A 17752-nucleotide genomic window follows, 5' to 3' on the forward strand; every position below is an offset into this window, starting at 1 on the left:
ACCGGTCACTGCTCCAGGTTGTTGTCGATGGTCTTGGTGGCCGTCTTCCAGGCCTCGGCGGGCGACTTGCCCTTCGTCACGAGGATGACGCCGTTGTCGGTCAGACCCTGCTGGATGATCTGGTCCTTCGGGCCGATCGTCTGGACCGGGATGGCCTTGGCGGCGTTCGCGAAGATCGTGCCGATCGGCGCGTCACCGGTCATCTCGTTCTTCGCGCCGGTGACCGCGGCACTGCTGTAGGCGGCCGGTGCGCTCGGGAAGCTGCCCTGGACGGCGAACAGCTTCGCCTGCTGGGCGGGGGCGGTCAGCCAGGTGATGAAGGCCTCCGCCTCCTTCACGTGCTTGCCGCTCTTGGGCACGGTCAGGAAGCTGCCGCCCCAGTTGCCGGACTTGGGCGCGACGGCCACGTCCCACTTGCCGGCGGCCTCCGGCTTGGACTTGCCCTTGAGGTAGCCGAGCATCCACGGCGGGCAGGCGACGGTGGCGAACTTGCTGTTGGCGATCGTCTGGTCCCAGGCCGGCTGGAACTGCGTCTGGGCGCCGACCAGGCCCTGCTGGGCGGCCGTGGCGGTGAGGTCGAAGGCGCTCTTGACGGCCGGGTTCGTCTTGTAGACGACCTTGCCGGAGGCGTCGTAGAACTTGTCCTTCTCGCTGCTGAGGACCGCGTTGAGCAGACCGCCGGGGGAGTCCATGAAGTAGGTGCCGCCGGGCGCCTTCGCCTTGAACTTCTTGCCGGTCTCCACGAACTTGTTCCAGTCGCCCGCCCACAGCTTGCCGACCGCCTCGCGGTCGGTGGGCAGGCCGGCCTTCTGGAAGAGGTCCTTGCGGTAGCAGATCGCCATCGGGCCGATGTCGGTGCCGAGGCCTATGGTCTGGCCGTCCTTGGTGGTGGCCTGCTGCCACTTCCAGTCCAGCCAGTCGCTCTTGTTCACGCCGGAGACCTTGGAGAGGTCCTCGAGCTTGGCCGCCTGCGTGTTCACCACCTCGGCGATGTTGCCGACCTCGACGGCCTGGACGTCCATCAGGCCGCTGTTGGTGGTGAGGTGGTTGACGAGCGCCGGGTAGTAGTTCTCGTTCCGCTCGGTGACGTTCTCCTGGATCTTGATGTTGGGGTGGAGCTTCTCGTACTCGGTGTAGAGGCCGGCTTCCTTGAAGCCCATGGTGCCGAAGAGGCCCAGGGTGATCGTGGTCTTGCCGTTCGAGCTGCCACCGTCCGACGAGCCGGACGAGTTCTTGCCGTCGTCGGCACAGCCGGCCAGCAGCCCGGCGCCCAGCGTCGCGACTGCCGCCAGGGCCACCGCCCTCGTGGCGGTACGGGTACGTGCTCGCATTGCGTCCTCCTGTTGCCCTGACGTGCCGACCCCCCGGCCAACTGAATCTGCTGGGCCCCTATGTTCTCGCTGCGGCTCGGGCGGGGAACGTGCGGGTTGTGTATGTGCCAGGTACCGTGGGAGCGCTCCCACGAATGATGTGTTGAAGGGTCGCGGGTTCGGGCGGGGGTGTCAAGGGAGTCGGCAAGCGGAGATGGCTTCAGTTATCGGCCTGTTAACTGGGCCCGTTCGCACCCGGTCCGAGGTGCGGGGCGAGCCGGTGCGGGCCGGGGGGCGGCCCGCGGTGGCACACCCGCGGACGGCCGCTCTCCCTGGTGCGGCTGTTAGATTCCAGCTCAGCGTGATGACGACGGCGGAGAGGCGGGGCCCATGGCAAGCCACGGAGCGCGGAGCCGGAGCGGTGGGCGGCCGACGCTCGAAGAGGTCGCCGCACGGGCGGGCGTGGGACGCGGCACGGTCTCCCGGGTGATCAACGGCTCGCCCAGGGTCAGCGACGCGACCCGCGCCGCGGTCGAGGCCGCGGTCGCCGAACTCGGCTACGTCCCCAACACGGCGGCGCGCGCCCTGGCCGCCAACCGCACCGACGCGATCGCCCTCGTCGTCCCCGAGCCGGAGACCCGCTTCTTCGCCGAGCCGTACTTCTCCGACATGCTGCGGGGCGTCGGCTCCGAGCTGTCGGACACGGAGATGCAGCTGCTGCTGATCTTCGCGGGCAGCGACCGGGAGCGCAGGCGGCTCGCGCAGTACCTGGCGGCGCACCGCGTCGACGGCGTGCTGCTGGTGTCGGTGCACGCCGACGACCCGCTGCCCGACCTCCTGGCCCAGCTGGAGATCCCGGCGGTGATCAGCGGCCCGCGCTCCGCGGGGGAGACGCTCACCTCGGTCGACTCCGACAACTACGGCGGCGCCCGCTCGGCGGTGGAGCACCTGCTCGCCCGTGGCCGCAGCACCATCGCGCACATCACCGGCCGCATGGACGTCTACGGCGCCCAGCGCCGCGTCGACGGCTACCGGGACGCGCTGCGCGACGCCGGCCAGGATGTGGACGAACTCCTCGTCGAGCCGGGCGACTTCACCGAGGAGGGCGGCCGCCGCGCGATGGCCCGGCTGCTGGAGCGGCGCCCCGGCCTGGACGCGGTCTTCGCGGCCTCGGACGTGACGGCGGCCGGCGCCCGCCAGGTGCTGCGCGAGGCGGGCCGCCGCATTCCGGAGGACGTGGCCCTGGTCGGCTACGACGACTCGGCCATAGCCCGCCACATGGACCCGCCGCTCACCAGCGTCCGCCAGCCGATCGAGGAGATGGGCCGCGCGATGATCGACCTGCTGCTGACGGAGATCGCGGACCGCCGCCCGGCGGTCTCCCGGGGGCTGGAGCGGCGGCACGCGGTGCTGCCGACGGAGCTGGTGGTGCGCACGTCGTCGGAGCGGTCGTAGCGGTCGCGGCGGCCTGACCCGCCCGGTCGCCCGGCCCGCCGGCCGTGGGGCGCGGGCTGTGGGGCGTGGGCACAAAAGAATCAGCCGGTGACTCCGTTTCCGAAGTCACCGGCTGAATCACCAGGGTGAGTGACGGGACTTGAACCCGCGGCCACCTGGACCACAACCAGGTGCTCTACCAACTGAGCTACACCCACCATGACCGGCGGTTTGCTTGGCGGCTTCCCGACCGGACGAGAAAAAGTGTACAGGGTCCGGAGGGGTGCTCGCGCACGGCTTTCTCCGGGGCCCCGCCACGTGTCCCCGGCGCCCCTACCGCGCGGGCAGGACGTGCTTCGCGGCGATCGCCTTGGCGGTGTCGGAGTCCGGGCCGGGCTGCGGCACGAAGACGGCCTCGCGGTAGTAGCGCAACTCCGCGATGGACTCGCGGATGTCGGCGAGGGCGCGGTGGTTGCCGTTCTTCTCCGGGCTGTTGAAGTACGCCCGCGGGTACCAGCGCCGGGCCAGCTCCTTGATCGAGGAGACGTCGACGATCCGGTAGTGCAGATAGCCCTCCAGCGTCGGCATGTCGCGCAGCAGGAAGCCGCGGTCGGTGCCGACCGAGTTGCCGCACAGCGGGGCCTTGCCCGGTTCCTTCACGTGCTCCCGCACATAGGCCAGGACCTGCTCCTCGGCGTCCTTCAGCGTCGTGCCGCCGGCCAGCTCGTCGAGCAGGCCGGACGCGGTGTGCATCTGACGCACCACCTCCGGCATCGTCTCCAGCGCAGCGTCCGGCGGGCGGACGACGATGTCGACTCCCTCGCCGAGCACGTTCAGCTCGGAGTCGGTGACGAGGGCGGCCACCTCGATGAGCGCGTCGTCGGACAGCGAGAGGCCGGTCATCTCGCAGTCGATCCACACCATGCGATCGTTCATGTGTCTAACCTTACGGCGCGCCGCGGCGGGCTGAGCCGACCGTGCGGCGACCTTGTTCCGGGGGCCGTCCGAAAGATCCCCGCGAGCGGCTTCTACGTCGGTCGAGCCGGGCGGGTGGGCGAGGGATCCCCCGCCCACCCGGTCCGGTCAGCTTCCGCTGCGCTGCCCCGGCAGGCTCGCCATCGGTGCCGGCGTACGGCGGCCGTGGTGCGGCAGCGGTCCCGGCCCCTCCGGGTGGAGGGACGGTGCCGGGGCGGACGGACCCGGCAGCCCGAGCGGGCCGGACGGAGCCGTCGAGCCGCCGGTCCCCGCGGGTCCTGCGGGGTTCGCCGGTCCCGTCGGCCCGTCGCCGTCCATGGGCCGCTCACCCTGGGGGCGGCGCGCCCGGTAGGCCGCCCGGTAGGCGGCCGGGGACGAGCCCAGCTGCCGCCGGAAGTGCCCGCGCAGCGCCACCGGCGAACGGAAGCCGCAGCGCCCCGCGACCTCGTCCACCGAGTAGTCCGACGTCTCCAGCAGGCGCTGCGCCTGCAGCACCCGCTGGGTGATCAGCCACTGCAGCGGCGCGCTCCCGGTGAGGGAGCGGAAGCGGCGGTCGAACGTACGGCGGCTCATGTACGCCCGTGCCGCGAGCGTCTCCACGTCGAACTGCTCGTGGAGGTGCTCCAGTGCCCAGGCGACGACCTCGGCGAGCGGGTCGGCGCCGATCTCCTCCGGTAAAGACCTGTCGAGATAGCGCTCCTGCCCGCCGCTGCGGCGCGGGGGGACCACGAGGCGCCGGGCGAGCGCGCCCGCCGCCTCGTTGCCGTGGTCCGTCCGCACGATGTGCAGGCACAGGTCGATCCCGGCCGCCGTACCGGCGGAGGTGAGCACGTCGCCGTCGTCGACGAACAGCTCTCTCGGATCGACGTGCACCGACGGATAGCGCTTGGCCAGCGTCGGCGCGTACATCCAGTGCGTGGTCGCCGGGCGAGCGTCGAGCAGGCCCGCCGCGGCCAGTACGAAGGCGCCCGTGCACAGCCCGACGATGCGGGCGCCCTCCTCGTGTGCCCGGCGCAGTGCGTCGAGCGCCTCCTCCGGTGGCGGAGAGGTGATCGAGCGCCAGGCCGGCACGACGACCGTGCCCGCGCGTGAGATCGCCTCCAGGCCATGTGGCGCGGTGAGTTCCAGGCCCCCTGTGGTCCGCAGCGGGCCTTCCTCGCCACCGCACACCAGCAGGCGGTAGCGCGGCACTCCGGCGTCCTGGCGGTCAATCCCGAACACCGAAAGCGGTATGGAACTCTCGAAGATGGGGCCGCCGCTGAACAGCAGCACCGCGACGATCTCCTTGCGACGTCGCCCGGAGAGTTTCCGGGCCGCGGCTTCCGGCGCGGCAGTGGAGTCGTGGCTCATACTGCTAAGCCCCCCTCGGTGGTCGCGGCTCCTCGGTTGTGTCGCTCCTGCACGTTTCCCCTCGGTTTTGCACGAGTCCCCCGCCGTAAGACAGTCAAGATCGAATCTACTGGGTCCCGCCGTGCCGACGTGGCCGGTTCAGCACCCGGCGGATTGTCGACATGGCAACTTGGCGTAAAGCATTCGATCACGAAGCGTTGCACTCGGGGAGCGTGCAGGGAAGTGCGCCTTGTGGCGGTGGCCAATCCACATAGGGTGCGCGGGGCCCTTCGGACCCTTTCGGTGCAGGTGGAACGGGGGTTGGGGGGTACCTGGGGGCGGTGATGCGCCATCGCGAGAAGTTGGCTGAAAAGATACGGGCAGGAGTGCGGAAACCGGTCAGCCGACCGGTGTGGATCCGCCGGTGTGCCGTCCGCCTCGGTGGGCTCCGGTGCCCGTCCGGTGCCGGCGGCCGCGATGCGGACCGCGCTCTTCGGCGAGCAGCCGGGCCGCCCCGCGCTCCGACTGGCGCAGCAGCACGCGGCAGGCGGCGGTGACGGCCGCCAGGCCGAACGCGGTGCCGGTCGCGCCGGCCGGCGAGGTGCCGTACCAGAGCAGGACCACGGGGACGAGGGCGCAGCTGAACGCCGCCCAGCGCACCACGTCGCTCGCGGTGTCGGTCGCGGGGGGCGGCGACGGGCGCCGCTCGGGGACGGTGCGGGGTCCGGACACGAAAGGTGCTCCCTACGGCGGTGGTTCACCGGGTTCAACGCCTGTTCGAACCGCCGGTCACTGTGCGGAACGCGTCACCCTGCGGTCGCGTTGGGTGAACGCCGTGCGAACCGCCTGTACGGGGCAGCGACCATTGCCATCCGGGCGTCACTCGTGCATGCTCCGGGGAGCCGCGACCACGGGGGTCCCCCTGTGCCCCGAGAAGTCGGGGGAGTGCGCGGTAACTGGGCCAAGGAGGCGTGCCGCCGTACCCTTGGGGGTATGGGGACGGGAAGACTATTCCCGGACACAGCTCCGCCGCAGACCGAAGTCCCTCATAAAGGATCACATCGCCGAGACAGCCATGGCCGGTCACGAATTCTTCGAACCCGCGGACCGCAAGCGTCCGGTCGCCGACCCCACGGCGGCCGATCCCCTGGCGGCCGAAGAGCCGCGCGCCGCGTGCGATCCCGCCTTCCAGCACGGCGTCGTCGTCGGCTTCGACGGATCCACGTCCAGCGAGCGCGCCCTCGCCTACGCGATCGGCATGGCGCACCGCTCCCGGGCCGGGCTGATCATCGTCCATGTCGCCAACCGGCTGCCCACCACGGTGTGGGCGGGGTGCGAGCCGCCCGTCTTCGTGGACGTGCCGGACCACCGCACCGAGGTCCTCGGGCTCGAACTCGCCTGCGCGGAGTACCTCGCCGAGGTGCCCTGGATCCTGGTGGAGCGCGGCGGCGACATCTGCCACGAACTGGAGGAGGTCGGCAAGGAGTACGAGGCGGACGCGATCGTCGTCGGCTCCACGCACGGCCTGGTCGGACGCCTCTTCGGCTCCGTGGCCGGCCGGCTCGCCAAGCGCGCGCAGCGGCCGGTCGTCGTCATCCCGTAGGCACCCGCGCACGGGCGCCCGCGCACGGCGCGACTTCCTTCCCCGAGCGCTGAATCTCCCCTCGCGCAGAGGTGTTTGTGCCCTTGTGAAGGGCATATACCGGTCACGCACCCTGCGCACGCATGAAGGGAGCCCGCCGTGGACAACGACGTCTCCGCGGGAAGCACCACCACCATCGCCGGCCGACTCGCCCTGGGTATCACCCTGTTGGCCTTCGGCCTCGGACACACCAGGGTCATCCACGGCGTCACGGCGGCCGACGCCGTGACACTCGCTCACTATGTGGGCGGCGTGGCCCTGTTCGTCACCGGCCTGCTCGCCCTGCGGGACCAAGACACCGCGAGCGGTACGGCGTTCACCGCACTCGGCGCCCTGTGGTTCACCTGGGCCCTCTCGGCCGGCGGCCCGGCCTCCGGCAACGGCGCGGGAGTCTTCCTGCTGCTGTTCGCCCTCGTGGCCCTCACCCTGACCCTCGCCGGCGGCGACCTCCTCGGCCAGGGCACCTACGGGCTGTTCCTCGTCTCCCTGCTCCTGCTCGCCGTGGCGGAGTTCGCCGGCAGCGGCAGCCTGGCGAAGGCCGGCGGCTGGTTCGCCGTCGCGGCCGGCGCGGTCTCCTGGTACGCGGCGACCGCGGCCCTCACCCACTGGCCCACGGCACTTCCGCGACGCGCTGCCGGCCGGGGGGTGACGGCCACCGGCTGAGGCAGCCGCGGGCCGGGCAGTTGGGCGGACCCCGGCCCCTGTGAGGAGCGACCCCCTGCGCCGGTGGCACCAGGGGGTCGCTCATGTCCGATCGGTCGCGGGGGAGTTGGGTCCGATCGACCGCTACTCCGCGACCTCGCGGCGGAGTTGCTCCGCCGCCGCGGTCACTCCACGGTGACGGACTTGGCCAGGTTGCGCGGCTTGTCGATGTCCCGGCCCAGCGCCAGCGCCGTGTGGTAGGCGAGGAGCTGAAGCGGAATGCCCATCAGGATGGGGTCCAGCTCGTCCTCGTTCTTCGGCACGACGAGCGTCTGGTCGGCCTTCTCCTGCTCCTGGTGCGCGACCGCGAGGATCTTGCCGCTGCGGGCCTTGATCTCCTCCAGCGCCGCCCGGTTCTTCTCCAGCAGGTCGTCGTCCGGCACGATCGCCACCGTCGGCAGGGCGGGCTCGATCAGCGCCAGCGGGCCGTGCTTGAGCTCGGAGGCCGGGTAGGCCTCGGCGTGGATGTAGGAGACCTCCTTGAGTTTCAGGGAGGCCTCACGGGCCACCGGGTAGCCCCGCACCCGGCCGATGAAGAGCATCGAGCGGGCGTCGGCGTAGCTCTCCGCCAGCTTCTTGATCTCCTCCTCCTGCTTCATGATCTGGGAGATCTGCTCCGGCAGCCGGCGCAGGCCCTCGATGATGCGCTTGCCGTCGCGGACCGAGAGGTCCCGGGTGCGGCCGAGGTGCAGGGCGAGGAGCGCGAAGGCGACCGTGGTGTTGGTGAAGCACTTGGTGGACACCACGCAGACCTCGGGTCCGGCGTGCACGTAGATGCCGCCGTCCGCCTCGCGGGCGATCGCCGAGCCGACCACGTTGACCACGCCCAGCACCCGGGCGCCCTTGCGCTTCAGCTCCTGGACGGCGGCCAGCACGTCGTAGGTCTCACCGGACTGCGAGACCGCGACGTACAGCGTGTCGGGGTCCACGACCGCGTTGCGGTAGCGGAACTCGGACGCGGGCTCGGCGTCCGCGGGGATGCGGGCCAGCTCCTCGATCATCTGGGCGCCGATCATGCCCGCGTGGTACGAGGTGCCGCAGCCGAGGATCTTCACGCGGCGGATCTGGCGCGCCTCGCGGGCGTCCAGGTTCAGGCCGCCGAGGTGCACGGTGGAGAAGCGGTCGTCGATGCGGCCGCGCAGCACGCGGTCCACGGCGTCGGCCTGCTCGTGGATCTCCTTGTGCATGTACGTGTCGTGGCCGCCCATGTCGTACGACGCGGCCTCCCACTCGACGGTGGTCGGCTCGGCGGTCGTGCGGGTGCCCTCGGTGGTGTACGTACGGAAGTCGTCGGCCTTGAGGGTGGCCATCTCGCCGTCGTCGAGCGTGACGATCTGGCGGGTGTGGGCGACCAGCGCGGCGATGTCCGAGGCGACGAACATCTCCTTCTCGCCGATGCCGAGGACGACCGGGGAGCCGTTGCGGGCCACGACGATGCGGTCCGGGAAGTCGGCGTGCATCACGGCGATGCCGTAGGTGCCCTCGACGACCCGCAGCGCCTGGCGGACCTTCTCCTCCAGGGTCTCGGCCTGGGAGCGGGCGATCAGGTGGGTGAGGACCTCGGTGTCGGTCTCGGAGAGGAACTCGACGCCGTCCGCCTCCAGCTTGCGGCGCAGGTCGGCGGCGTTGTCGATGATGCCGTTGTGCACGACGGCGACCTTGTCGTCGGCCGACATGTGCGGGTGGGCGTTCACGTCGGAGGGGGCGCCGTGGGTGGCCCAGCGGGTGTGGGCGATGCCGGTGGTGCCCTTGAAGCGCGCCGGGACCTTGGCCTCCAGGTCGCGGACCCGGCCCTTGGCCTTGACCATCTTCAGGCCGGCCGTCTTGGGCGAGGTGACGACGATGCCCGCGGAGTCGTACCCGCGGTACTCCAGGCGCTGCAGCCCCTCCAGGAGCAGCGGCGCGACGTCACGCTTCCCGATGTATCCGACGATTCCGCACATATATACGCATCCCTCAGTCTGGACTCAGCCGTAGACGATGCGCCGCAACTGCCGGAGGGTGAGCTCCGGCGGCGCCACGGCCCGGTATTTCAGGTCCGCCGCGATCCGTTCGAAGATCGTCGCGTTCACCAGGCCCTGGGCCTGGAGCTCGCGGTGGCGGCGACGGACGTATTCCTCGGTCGTCTCGTCGAAGTAGGCGAGCACGTCCTGGATCACCCGCAGCGCCTCGCCCCGGCTCAGGGGCGTGGAGCGCGTCAGATGATCAACAAGTTCGTCGTGCACCCGGTTGATCCTGGGGTACCGGCGCGGCTTTCGCAACCAGCCTGCCCGATTTCGGGCACGATCCCGTTCAAACTGTCGTGGATCTCTCGTCGCGGGCGGTCCGGGGGCAGGCCGGTGGCCGCCCGGTGACGGCTCGGTGGCAGTCCGCCGGCAGTCCCGCCCGTCCCGGCCCGGTGGCTGCCCGGTCGCGGTTCCACTGCCCTCCGGGGTGCCGTTACATGCGCCGGAGCACCGCCTGCTTGGCCAGGGAGAACTCCTCGGCCGTCAGTACGCCGGTGCGGCGCAGCTCGCCCAGCTCCCGCAGCCGCCGCAGCAGCGCGTCGTGGTCGTCCTCGGCGGCGGGCGGGAGTGGCCGGGGAGCCTCGGGCTCCGGCGCCCGCACGGCCCCCGCGCCGGGCGCGCAGGGGTGCGGCAGCCGCGCCTGCACGGCCGCCGCGACCAGCGCCATCAGCGGGTCCTTCCGGAAGCCCCACAGTTCCACCGCGTTCGGGTCGAACTTCGGCGGGGCCTTGGTGGGCGCGTTGCGCACGGTGAAGCGGAGGTGGCCGTTCTCCAGCCCGGCGGCGGGCAGCCACTCCACCGCGGTGATGTCGGACAGGGCCAGCGTCCGGGTGCCGGCGGCGGCCTTGGCGTCCTCCGTCTTCCAGTTCCACTCCATGCGCACCTGCTCGCCGTCGAAGCTCGCCGTGCCGTCCCCGGCGGACGCGGACAGCGGCACGGGCGGGCCGGGCAGCAGGTACTCCGTCACCGGATCGGACGCAACCTCGTCCAGCAGCAGCGCGTTGCGGACCTCGTCCACGACGTACTCGGCGACGCCGTAGCGGTCGGACTCCACGAGCAGCTGATAGGGGTCGTGCGGCTCGGTCAGCCGTCCGCCGGTCGCGTGCAGCAGCGGATCGGCGCCGTCGCGCAGCCGCAGCCTGAGCCGCCCGGACTTCCTTCCCTGTTCGAACGACACACCCGCCAACGCCACCAGCGGGACGACGAGTTCACCCAGACTCTTACGGAGCACGCTGACGTTCTTGTCCCGTCCCGGCGTCAGCCGCAGGGCGTCGCCGTCGAACACCCACGTGCCGTCCTTCTGGATGATTTCCGCCATGGGGGGATTGTTTCACCGCAGCCACTTCTGCGAGAGAGTGGTCTATACCCGTCGGGGCCGCCGGGCCCCGGAGTCGAGTTCAGTCGAGTTCAGCCGAGTTTCAGTCGAGACCAGTCGAGAACAGCCGAGTTCAAGGGAGCGCATGTGAGACGGCACCCCAGCACGACTCCCCGCACCCCCCGGTTGACCCGCGTCCTCGGTTCGCTGCTGCTCGTGGCGGCGGCCGGGGTCTTCGCCGTCGGCGCGGCCCCCGCCGGGCAGGAGCGGGCCGACGCGACACCGCTGGACCGGATCGTCCCGGCCCCCGCCTCGGCCGAGGTGTTCGGGCCTCCGTACCGCATCACCCGCGACACCCGCATCCGGATCGACGCCGGGCGCGAGGACACACGCCGGATCGGCGCCTACCTCGCGGACGTCCTGCGCCCCTCGACCGGCTATCCGCTGCCGCTGACCACGCACGGCCGCGGCGGCATCCGGCTGCGCCTGGCGAACGGCCGCTTCGGCGCCGAGGGCTACCGCCTCGACAGCGGCGCCCAGGGCGTGACGATCACCGCCCGGGAGCCAGCCGGCCTCTTCCACGGCGTGCAGACCCTGCGGCAGCTGCTGCCCGCCGCCGTCGAGCGCAAGTCCGCGCAGCCCGGCCCGTGGCTGGTCGCGGGCGGCACCGTCGAGGACGCCCCGCGCTACGCCTACCGCGGCGCGATGCTCGACGTCTCCCGCCACTTCTTCGCCGTGGCCCAGGTCAAGCGCTACATCGACGAGCTGGCCCTCTACAAGATCAACAAGCTGCACCTGCACCTCAGCGACGACCAGGGCTGGCGCATCGCCGTCGACTCCTGGCCGCGCCTGGCGACCTACGGCGGCTCCACCCAGGTCGGCGGCGGCCCGGGCGGTTTCTACACCAAGGACGACTACCGGGAGATCGTCCGGTACGCGGCCTCCCGCTACCTGGAGGTCGTCCCCGAGATCGACATGCCCGGCCACACCAACGCGGCCCTCGCCTCCTACGCCGAGCTGAACTGCGACGGTGTCGCGCCCCCGCTCTACACCGGCACCAAGGTGGGCTTCAGCTCGCTGTGCGTGGCCAAGGACCGCACCTACGACTTCGTCGACGACGTCGTCCGCGAACTGGCCGCCCTCACCCCCGGCCGCTACCTGCACATCGGCGGCGACGAGGCGCACTCCACCAGCCACGACGACTACGTGAAGTTCATGGACCGGGTGCAGCCGGTCGTCGCGAAGTACGGCAAGACGGTGATCGGCTGGCACCAGCTCACCGGCGCGGACCCGGCCCCGGGCGCGCTCGCCCAGTACTGGGGACTGGACTCCACCGGCGCCGCGGAGAAGGAGCAGGTCGCCAAGGCCGCACGGAACGGCACCGGGCTGATCCTCTCCCCGGCCGACCGGGTCTACCTCGACATGAAGTACACCAAGGACACCCCGCTGGGGCTGGCCTGGGCCGGCTACGTCGAGGTGCGGCGGTCCTACGACTGGGACCCCGGCGCCTACCTGCCCGGCGCCCCCGCCTCCGCCGTCCGGGGCGTGGAGGCCCCGCTGTGGTCGGAGACCCTCTCGACCTCCGCCCACATCGACTACATGGCCTTCCCGAGGCTGCCCGGCGCCGCCGAACTCGGCTGGTCGCCCGCGGCCACGCACGACTGGGAGACCTACAAGGTGCGCCTCGCGGCTCAGGCACCCCGCTGGGACGCCCTGGGCATCGGCTACTACCGCTCGCCCCAGGTGCCCTGGCCCAGCCGGTGACCCGGTAGGACACGGCCACGCACGGGTGCCCCGGAGGACCGTACTCCGGGGCACCCGTCCGCCCGGGCCATCGCCCCGCGGGGGGCTTCACCCGCCCGGGCCATCGCCCCGCGAGGGGCTTCACCCGTCCGGGCTACCGCCCCGCGAGGGGGTTGGGCAGCGTGCCCGCCAGCCGGAGGGAGCCGGCCGGGTCGGTGAGGTCGACCATCCGGCCGTTGTCGCGCAGCTGGAGGCGGTTGAGGCAGGAGAGGGCGAACTCGGGGGCGAACAGGTCGTACCGGCGGAACCGGTCGGCCAGTCCGGGCGCCGAGTCCTGGTACTCCCGGACGACCTCCGCGACCGTGCGCCAGAAGTCGTCCTCCGGCAGGACTCCCTCGGCGGCGAGGCCGGCGGCGAGGAAGCGGAAGAAGCAGTCGAAGACGTCCGTGAAGACCGACAGCAGCTTCCTGTCCTCCGGCACGTCCACCCGGATCCGCCGCACCTGGGGCGGCAGCGCGGCGTCCGGGTCCATCACCGCGATCTCCTCGGCGATGTCCTTGAAGATCGCGCGCCGTACGGCACCTTCCTCCAGGACCAGGATCACGTTCTCGCCGTGCGGCATGAAGACCAGGTCGTAGGCGTAGAAGCAGTGCAGCACAGGGACGAGGTACGCCCGGAGGTAGCCGCGGAGCCACTCGGCCGGCCGCAGCCCGGAGCGTGCGATCAGCGCGCCGGCGAAGGACGCGCCCTCGTGGTCCGCGTGCAGCAGCGAGGCCATGGTGGCCAGGGACTCGCCCTCCTGGAGGGAGGGCACCGGGCTCTCCCGCCACAGCGCGGCCAGCATCTTCCGGTGCGGCGAGTGGCGGTCCGTCGCCGCCTCGTACTCCAGGTGCCGGTAGCCGACCGCGGCCCGCTCCCGGACGATCGACAGGCCCGTCGCCTTCAGCGCCGGGTCGCCCTCGATCAGCCGGGCCAGCCAGTCGTTGACGGCCGGGGTGACCTCCATGTAGGCCGCGGACAGCCCCCGCACGAAGCCCATGTTGAGGACCGACAGCGCCGTCTTGACGTAGTGCCGGTGCGGGTGGGAGGTGTTGAAGAAGGTCCGTATGGACTGCTGGGCCAGGTACGTGTCGTCGCCCTCGCCGAGACACACCAGGTGCCGGCGGGCGACCTCGGCGGCGAAGGTGACGGAGAGCTTGTTCCACCACTGCCAGGGGTGGACCGGCATGAGCAGGTAGTCGGCGGGGTCGAGCCCCTGGCCGCGCAGGACGCCGTCGAAGCGCTCGACCGTCTCCGCGCCCAGCTCCTGCCGTACGAACGTCTCGTACGCGATCCCGGCCCCGGCCGTGAACACCGCCCGGGAGCGGTGCGCGGCCAGCCACACCAGCCGGACGGGACGCGCGGTCTCGGGGGCGTACGCCAGGTACTCGTGGATCCCGAAGCCGAGCCGCCCGTTGTTGGCGACGAAGCAGGGGTGGCCCTCGGTCATGCCGGTCTCGACGGCCTGGAAGCCGCTCGCCGCCAGCTCGGCCGACGTGACGCGCGGCTTGGCGAGCTTGTAGCAGGTGCCGGCCAGGGTGGAGGAGATCTCCTCCAGGTAGACCGGCAGGATCTCGTCGCTCAGGCCCAGGGAGTCCTTCAGCTCGACGACGAAGTCCATCGCCGAGAGGGGGAGTTCGGTGCCGCCGCGGTGGCGGGTGACGGAACCGGCGTCCACCTGCCAGTGGTCGAGCGCGCGGCGGACGGCGGTGAAGCGGTACCGGGTGCGGCCGTCGTCGCTGCGGACGGTGTAATGGCCGCCGTCCCGCTCGGGGGCGATCAGCCGCTCGTGCGCGAACTCGGCGAGCGCCTTGCGCACGAGGAGGCGGTTGGCGGTGTCCCAGCGGTCGGGGGAGAGGTGGGCCACGGCGTCGGCGGGGTTCACGCGCCCACCGCCCTCTCGAACCGCTCCCGGGTGCAGAAGCTCAGCAGCGCCGTCTTCTCCGGCGTCTCGATCTCGCGCTCCGGCACGAACCCGACGGCCGCGTTCAGCGCGTGCACGGCCGTGTTGCGGACATCGGGCTCCACCACGACCCGGTGCGTCGCCGGATCCTCGAACAGGTGCCGCATCACCGCGGTGATCACGGCCCGGGTGAACCCGTGCACGGGCGTTTCGGCCGGTGCGACCAGGAAGTGCATCCCGACGTCGCCCGGACGCGCCGCGTACAGCCCGGCCAGTTCCCGGTGGGCGGGGTCGTAGCGCTCCATCAGGAAGACCGGCTCGCCTCCGTGCAGCCCGAGGAAGGCGTCGTGGTGCTCGTCGGCCGCGATCCCCTCATAGACGCGCTCCACGTCCTCCGGTCGCGCGTCCCGCATCATCCAGAACGCCGCCTTGGGGTGCGTGACCCAGCCGTGCAGCAGTCCGGCGTCCCGCGCCGGGTCGAGCGGGCGGATGGTGAAGGTCATACGGCGAACTCCTGGAAGGCGATGGTCTTCTCGACCGGGTAGTACTCGCTGCCGAGCAGCTCGCGGATGATGCAGCTGTTGCGGTAGGCGCCCATGCCGAGGTCGGGGCTGGTGATGCTGTGGGTGTGGACTCCGGCGTTCTGCAGGAAGACGCCGCGTCCGGTGACGTCGATCGCGTAGTTGCGGGCGACGTCGAAGTTGCCGTGGGAGTCGCGGCGCAGGCGGTCGCGGACGGGCGCGAGGAAGTCCGGCTCCCGGTACCGGTAGCCGGTGGCCAGGACCAGGCCCTCGGAGCGCAGCTCGAAGTCCTTCCCCTGCTCCTCCTGGCGGAAGGTGAGGGTGTACGTGCCGTTGTCGTGCCGCGCGCCGTTAAGGCTGGAGTTGGTGAGCAGGCGGGTCGGGACCGGGCCGGCGAGGTTCTTCTCGTAGAGCAGGTCGAAGACGGCGTCGATCAGGGCGCCGTCGATGCCCTTGAACAGGCCCTTCTGCTCGGCCGTGAGGCGGTAGCGGGTGGCCTCCGGGAGCCGGCGGAAGTAGTCGACGTACTCCGGGGAGGTCATCTCCAGGGTGAGCTTGGTGTATTCGAGCGGGAAGAAGCGCGGGGAGCGGGTCACCCAGTTCAGCCGGTAGCCGTGGACGTCGATCTCGCCGAGCAGGTCGTGGTAGATCTCGGCGGCGGACTGGCCGCTGCCGACCAGGGTGATCGACTCCTTGCGCTGGAGCTCCGCCCGGTGCCGCACATAGCGGGAGGTGTGGATGAAGTCGCCGCCCAGGCCGCGGCAGGAGTCGGGGAGGTGAGGCGAGGTGCCGGTGCCGAGGACCAGGTGGCGGGCCCGGTACGTCTCGCCGTCCGCCGTCCGCACCGCGTAGAGCCCGTCCGCCTCGTCGTACGTCACCTCGGTCACCGTGGTGCCGAAGCGCACGCCGGTCAGTTTCGAGGCGGCCCAGCGGCAGTAGTCGTCGTACTCGACGCGCAGCGGGTAGAAGTTCTCGCGGATGTAGAACGAGTACAGCCGTCCCCGTTCCTTGAGGTAGGTGAGGAAGGAGTACGGGGAGGTGGGGTCGGCCAGGGTGACCAGGTCCGACAGGAACGGGGTCTGCAGGTGGGCGCCGTCGAGGAACATCCCCGAGTGCCACTCGAAGCCGGGCTTGGACTCCAGGAACACGCCCGTCAGTTCGGGGATCGGCTCGGTGAGGCAGGCGAGGCCGAGGTTGAACGGGCCCAGGCCGATCCCCACGAAGTCGTACTCGGCGCCCGGGCCTTCAGGATGCGCGGTCAAGGGACTCTCCCAGGTACTGCTCGGCGTGGCCGGCGATCAGGTCGAGGACGGCGGCGAGATCGGCCGTCGTGGTCTCGGGGTTGAGCAGGGTGAACTTCAGGTGGTGGCGGCCGCCGACCTTGGTCCCCGCGACGACCGCCGCACCGGAGGCGAACAGGGCCTTGCGGGCGTGAAGGTTGGCTCGGTCGATCTCGGCCGGGTCGGTGGGGGCCGCCGGGACGTGGCGGAAGACGAGGGTGGACAGCGCCGGTTCGACGACCACGTCGAAGCGGGGGTCGGCGGCGAGCATCCGCCAGCCCTCGGCGGCCAGGTCGCACACCTCGTCGAAGAGGCGGCCGATCCCGTCGGCGCCCATCACGCGCAGGGTCGTCCACAGCTTGAGGGCGTCGAAGCGGCGGGTGGTCTGCAGGGACTTGTCGACCTGGTTGGGGATGCGCTCGCTCACGGTGCGGCGCGGGTTGAGGTACTCGGCGTGGTAGGTGGCGTGCCGCAGGGCGGACGCGTCCCGGACCAGCAGGGCGGAGGAACTCACCGGCTGGAAGAAGGACTTGTGGTAGTCGACGGTGACCGAGTCGGCGCGCTCGATGCCCGCCAGGAGGTGGCGCCGGGTGGGGGACACCAGCAGGCCGCAGCCGTAGGCCGCGTCCACGTGCAGCCACACGCCGTACCGGTCGCACAGCTCGGCGATCTCCGGCAGCGGGTCGATGGAGCCGAAGTCGGTGGTGCCGGCGGTGGCGACCACGGCCATCGGGACCAGGCCCTCGCGGCGGCAGCGCTCCAGTTCGTGGGCGAGCGCGACGGTCCGCATCCGGCGGTCCCGGTCGACGGGGAGGGACACCACCGACTCGGGGCCGAGGCCGAGCAGTTTCGCCGCCTTGCGCACGCTGAAGTGACCCGCCTCGGAGACGAGGATCCGCAGCCCGCCGAGGGAGTCCGCCCCCGCGCGCCCCGCCTGCCCCGGCTTGGCCTCCTCGCGGGCCAGCAGCAGCGCCTGGAGGTTGGACTGGGTGCCGCCGGAGGTGAACACGCCGTCGGCGGCGGGGCCGAGGCCGATGCGGGAGGCCGTCCAGTCGACCAGCTTGCGCTCGATGAGGGTGGCGCCGGCCGACTGGTCCCAGGTGTCGAGGGAGGAGTTGACGGCGGAGAGGACCGCCTCGCCGAGCACCGCCGGGATCACCACGGGGCAGTTGAGGTGGGCCACGTAGCGGGGGTGGTGGAAGTGGACCGCGTCCCGGAGGTAGACCTCCTCCAGTTCGTCGAGGACCGCCGAGGTGTCGTGCAGCGGCCGGTCCAGGTCGATGCCGTCGATGCGGGGGGCGAGGGCGTCGGCGGTGATACCGGTGAACGGACGGTCGGTGGCGGCGAGGTGGGCGGCCACCCGCTCTACTCCTTCGGTCACGGAGCGGCGGTAGTGCTCCGCGGTGAGGTCATTGAGCAGGTGCGAGCGCATGTGGGGGTCCTCCGGTGGCGTGGGGACGGTCCGTGCGGACGTGGACGAGGGGCGAAGCTCCGCGGCATTAACTTAGGTTAGCCTAACCTAAGTTATTCCTGGAACTCCGCCCCTCGGTGAC

15 protein-coding genes and 1 tRNA gene are annotated in these 17752 nt (G+C 71.4%); 4 read left to right on the plus strand and 12 right to left on the minus strand.

Annotated features, from left to right (window positions below):
- Positions 1-5: 5 nt before the first annotated feature.
- Positions 6-1331: an ABC transporter substrate-binding protein gene (locus ACIQ9G_RS00940; protein WP_403604324.1), complete on the minus strand. Its 1326-nt coding sequence runs from the start codon at positions 1329-1331 to the stop codon at positions 6-8.
- A gap of 369 nt (positions 1332-1700) precedes the next feature.
- Here ACIQ9G_RS00940 and ACIQ9G_RS00945 point away from each other — a divergent pair, with 369 nt between their 5' ends.
- Positions 1701-2765 (plus strand): LacI family DNA-binding transcriptional regulator, encoded by a 1065-nt coding sequence (locus ACIQ9G_RS00945; RefSeq protein ID WP_403604327.1) that lies wholly within the window; start codon positions 1701-1703, stop codon positions 2763-2765.
- Positions 2766-2889: 124 nt separating this feature from the next.
- Here the strand turns inward: ACIQ9G_RS00945 and ACIQ9G_RS00950 are convergent.
- The 4 genes from ACIQ9G_RS00950 to ACIQ9G_RS00965 form a co-directional block, all read right to left on the minus strand.
- Positions 2890-2962 (minus strand) — tRNA-His (locus tag ACIQ9G_RS00950).
- Positions 2963-3077: 115 nt separating this feature from the next.
- Complete coding sequence (orn, locus tag ACIQ9G_RS00955) at positions 3078-3680, minus strand: oligoribonuclease (protein ID WP_356192343.1); 603 nt, start codon at positions 3678-3680, stop codon at positions 3078-3080.
- A gap of 147 nt (positions 3681-3827) precedes the next feature.
- Positions 3828-5069: a helix-turn-helix domain-containing protein gene (locus ACIQ9G_RS00960; protein ID WP_403604331.1), complete on the minus strand. Its 1242-nt coding sequence runs from the start codon at positions 5067-5069 to the stop codon at positions 3828-3830.
- A gap of 378 nt (positions 5070-5447) precedes the next feature.
- A complete protein-coding gene (locus ACIQ9G_RS00965) occupies positions 5448-5780 on the minus strand; it encodes a hypothetical protein (protein WP_403604334.1) in 333 nt (110 codons plus the stop codon).
- A gap of 343 nt (positions 5781-6123) precedes the next feature.
- Here ACIQ9G_RS00965 and ACIQ9G_RS00970 point away from each other — a divergent pair, with 343 nt between their 5' ends.
- Both ACIQ9G_RS00970 and ACIQ9G_RS00975 read left to right on the plus strand, forming a co-directional pair.
- The gene (locus ACIQ9G_RS00970) at positions 6124-6651 is read left to right on the plus strand and encodes a universal stress protein (RefSeq protein ID WP_403604337.1); all 528 of its coding nucleotides are present in this window, start codon (positions 6124-6126) and stop codon (positions 6649-6651) included.
- Between the two features lie 138 nt (positions 6652-6789).
- Positions 6790-7353, plus strand: a complete 564-nt coding sequence (locus ACIQ9G_RS00975) for a GPR1/FUN34/YaaH family transporter (protein WP_403604340.1) — start codon at positions 6790-6792, stop codon at positions 7351-7353.
- Between the two features lie 164 nt (positions 7354-7517).
- On the opposite strand, the gene glmS is transcribed toward ACIQ9G_RS00975, so the two are convergent.
- From glmS to ACIQ9G_RS00990, 3 genes are all read right to left on the minus strand, one after another.
- Positions 7518-9335, minus strand: coding sequence for a glutamine--fructose-6-phosphate transaminase (isomerizing) (gene glmS, locus ACIQ9G_RS00980; protein WP_403604343.1), 1818 nt, complete (start codon positions 9333-9335; stop codon positions 7518-7520).
- Between the two features lie 24 nt (positions 9336-9359).
- Positions 9360-9617: a hypothetical protein gene (locus ACIQ9G_RS00985; protein WP_392194969.1), complete on the minus strand. Its 258-nt coding sequence runs from the start codon at positions 9615-9617 to the stop codon at positions 9360-9362.
- Between the two features lie 214 nt (positions 9618-9831).
- Positions 9832-10716 carry a DUF4429 domain-containing protein gene (locus ACIQ9G_RS00990; protein ID WP_403604347.1) on the minus strand — a complete coding sequence of 295 codons (885 nt, stop codon included), beginning with the start codon at positions 10714-10716 and terminating at the stop codon, positions 9832-9834.
- Between the two features lie 144 nt (positions 10717-10860).
- Here ACIQ9G_RS00990 and ACIQ9G_RS00995 point away from each other — a divergent pair, with 144 nt between their 5' ends.
- The gene (locus ACIQ9G_RS00995) at positions 10861-12477 is read left to right on the plus strand and encodes a beta-N-acetylhexosaminidase (RefSeq protein ID WP_403604350.1); all 1617 of its coding nucleotides are present in this window, start codon (positions 10861-10863) and stop codon (positions 12475-12477) included.
- Between the two features lie 133 nt (positions 12478-12610).
- On the opposite strand, the gene ACIQ9G_RS01000 is transcribed toward ACIQ9G_RS00995, so the two are convergent.
- Genes ACIQ9G_RS01000 through ACIQ9G_RS01015 form a run of 4 tightly spaced genes read right to left on the minus strand, consistent with a single transcriptional unit; the run spans position 12611 to position 17631 of the window.
- Positions 12611-14380 (minus strand): IucA/IucC family protein, encoded by a 1770-nt coding sequence (locus ACIQ9G_RS01000; RefSeq protein WP_403604353.1) that lies wholly within the window; start codon positions 14378-14380, stop codon positions 12611-12613.
- Positions 14377-14901 carry a GNAT family N-acetyltransferase gene (locus tag ACIQ9G_RS01005; protein WP_403604356.1) on the minus strand — a complete coding sequence of 175 codons (525 nt, stop codon included), beginning with the start codon at positions 14899-14901 and terminating at the stop codon, positions 14377-14379. The genes ACIQ9G_RS01000 and ACIQ9G_RS01005 overlap by 4 nt, the downstream gene beginning before the upstream one ends.
- The gene (locus tag ACIQ9G_RS01010; protein WP_403604359.1) at positions 14898-16181 is read right to left on the minus strand and encodes a lysine N(6)-hydroxylase/L-ornithine N(5)-oxygenase family protein; all 1284 of its coding nucleotides are present in this window, start codon (positions 16179-16181) and stop codon (positions 14898-14900) included. Before ACIQ9G_RS01010 ends, ACIQ9G_RS01005 begins: the two co-directional genes overlap by 4 nt.
- Complete coding sequence (locus ACIQ9G_RS01015; protein ID WP_403604362.1) at positions 16165-17631, minus strand: pyridoxal phosphate-dependent decarboxylase family protein; 1467 nt, start codon at positions 17629-17631, stop codon at positions 16165-16167. The genes ACIQ9G_RS01010 and ACIQ9G_RS01015 overlap by 17 nt, the downstream gene beginning before the upstream one ends.
- Between the last annotated feature and the right edge of the window lie 121 nt (positions 17632-17752).

This window comes from Streptomyces sp. NPDC096152, from assembly GCF_044763235.1.
Classification (GTDB): Bacteria; Actinomycetota; Actinomycetes; order Streptomycetales; family Streptomycetaceae; genus Streptomyces.

Coding starts and splice junctions, on each gene's coding strand:
- ACIQ9G_RS00940 (WP_403604324.1), bottom strand. CDS start 1,331: ATGCGAGCACGTACCCGTACCGCCACGAGGGCGGTGGCCCTGGCGGCA.
- ACIQ9G_RS00945 (WP_403604327.1), top strand. CDS start 1,701: ATGGCAAGCCACGGAGCGCGGAGCCGGAGCGGTGGGCGGCCGACGCTC.
- orn (WP_356192343.1), bottom strand. CDS start 3,680: ATGAACGATCGCATGGTGTGGATCGACTGCGAGATGACCGGCCTCTCG.
- ACIQ9G_RS00960 (WP_403604331.1), bottom strand. CDS start 5,069: ATGAGCCACGACTCCACTGCCGCGCCGGAAGCCGCGGCCCGGAAACTC.
- ACIQ9G_RS00970 (WP_403604337.1), top strand. CDS start 6,124: ATGGCCGGTCACGAATTCTTCGAACCCGCGGACCGCAAGCGTCCGGTC.
- glmS (WP_403604343.1), bottom strand. CDS start 9,335: ATGTGCGGAATCGTCGGATACATCGGGAAGCGTGACGTCGCGCCGCTG.
- ACIQ9G_RS00990 (WP_403604347.1), bottom strand. CDS start 10,716: ATGGCGGAAATCATCCAGAAGGACGGCACGTGGGTGTTCGACGGCGAC.
- ACIQ9G_RS01005 (WP_403604356.1), bottom strand. CDS start 14,901: ATGACCTTCACCATCCGCCCGCTCGACCCGGCGCGGGACGCCGGACTG.
- ACIQ9G_RS01015 (WP_403604362.1), bottom strand. CDS start 17,631: ATGCGCTCGCACCTGCTCAATGACCTCACCGCGGAGCACTACCGCCGC.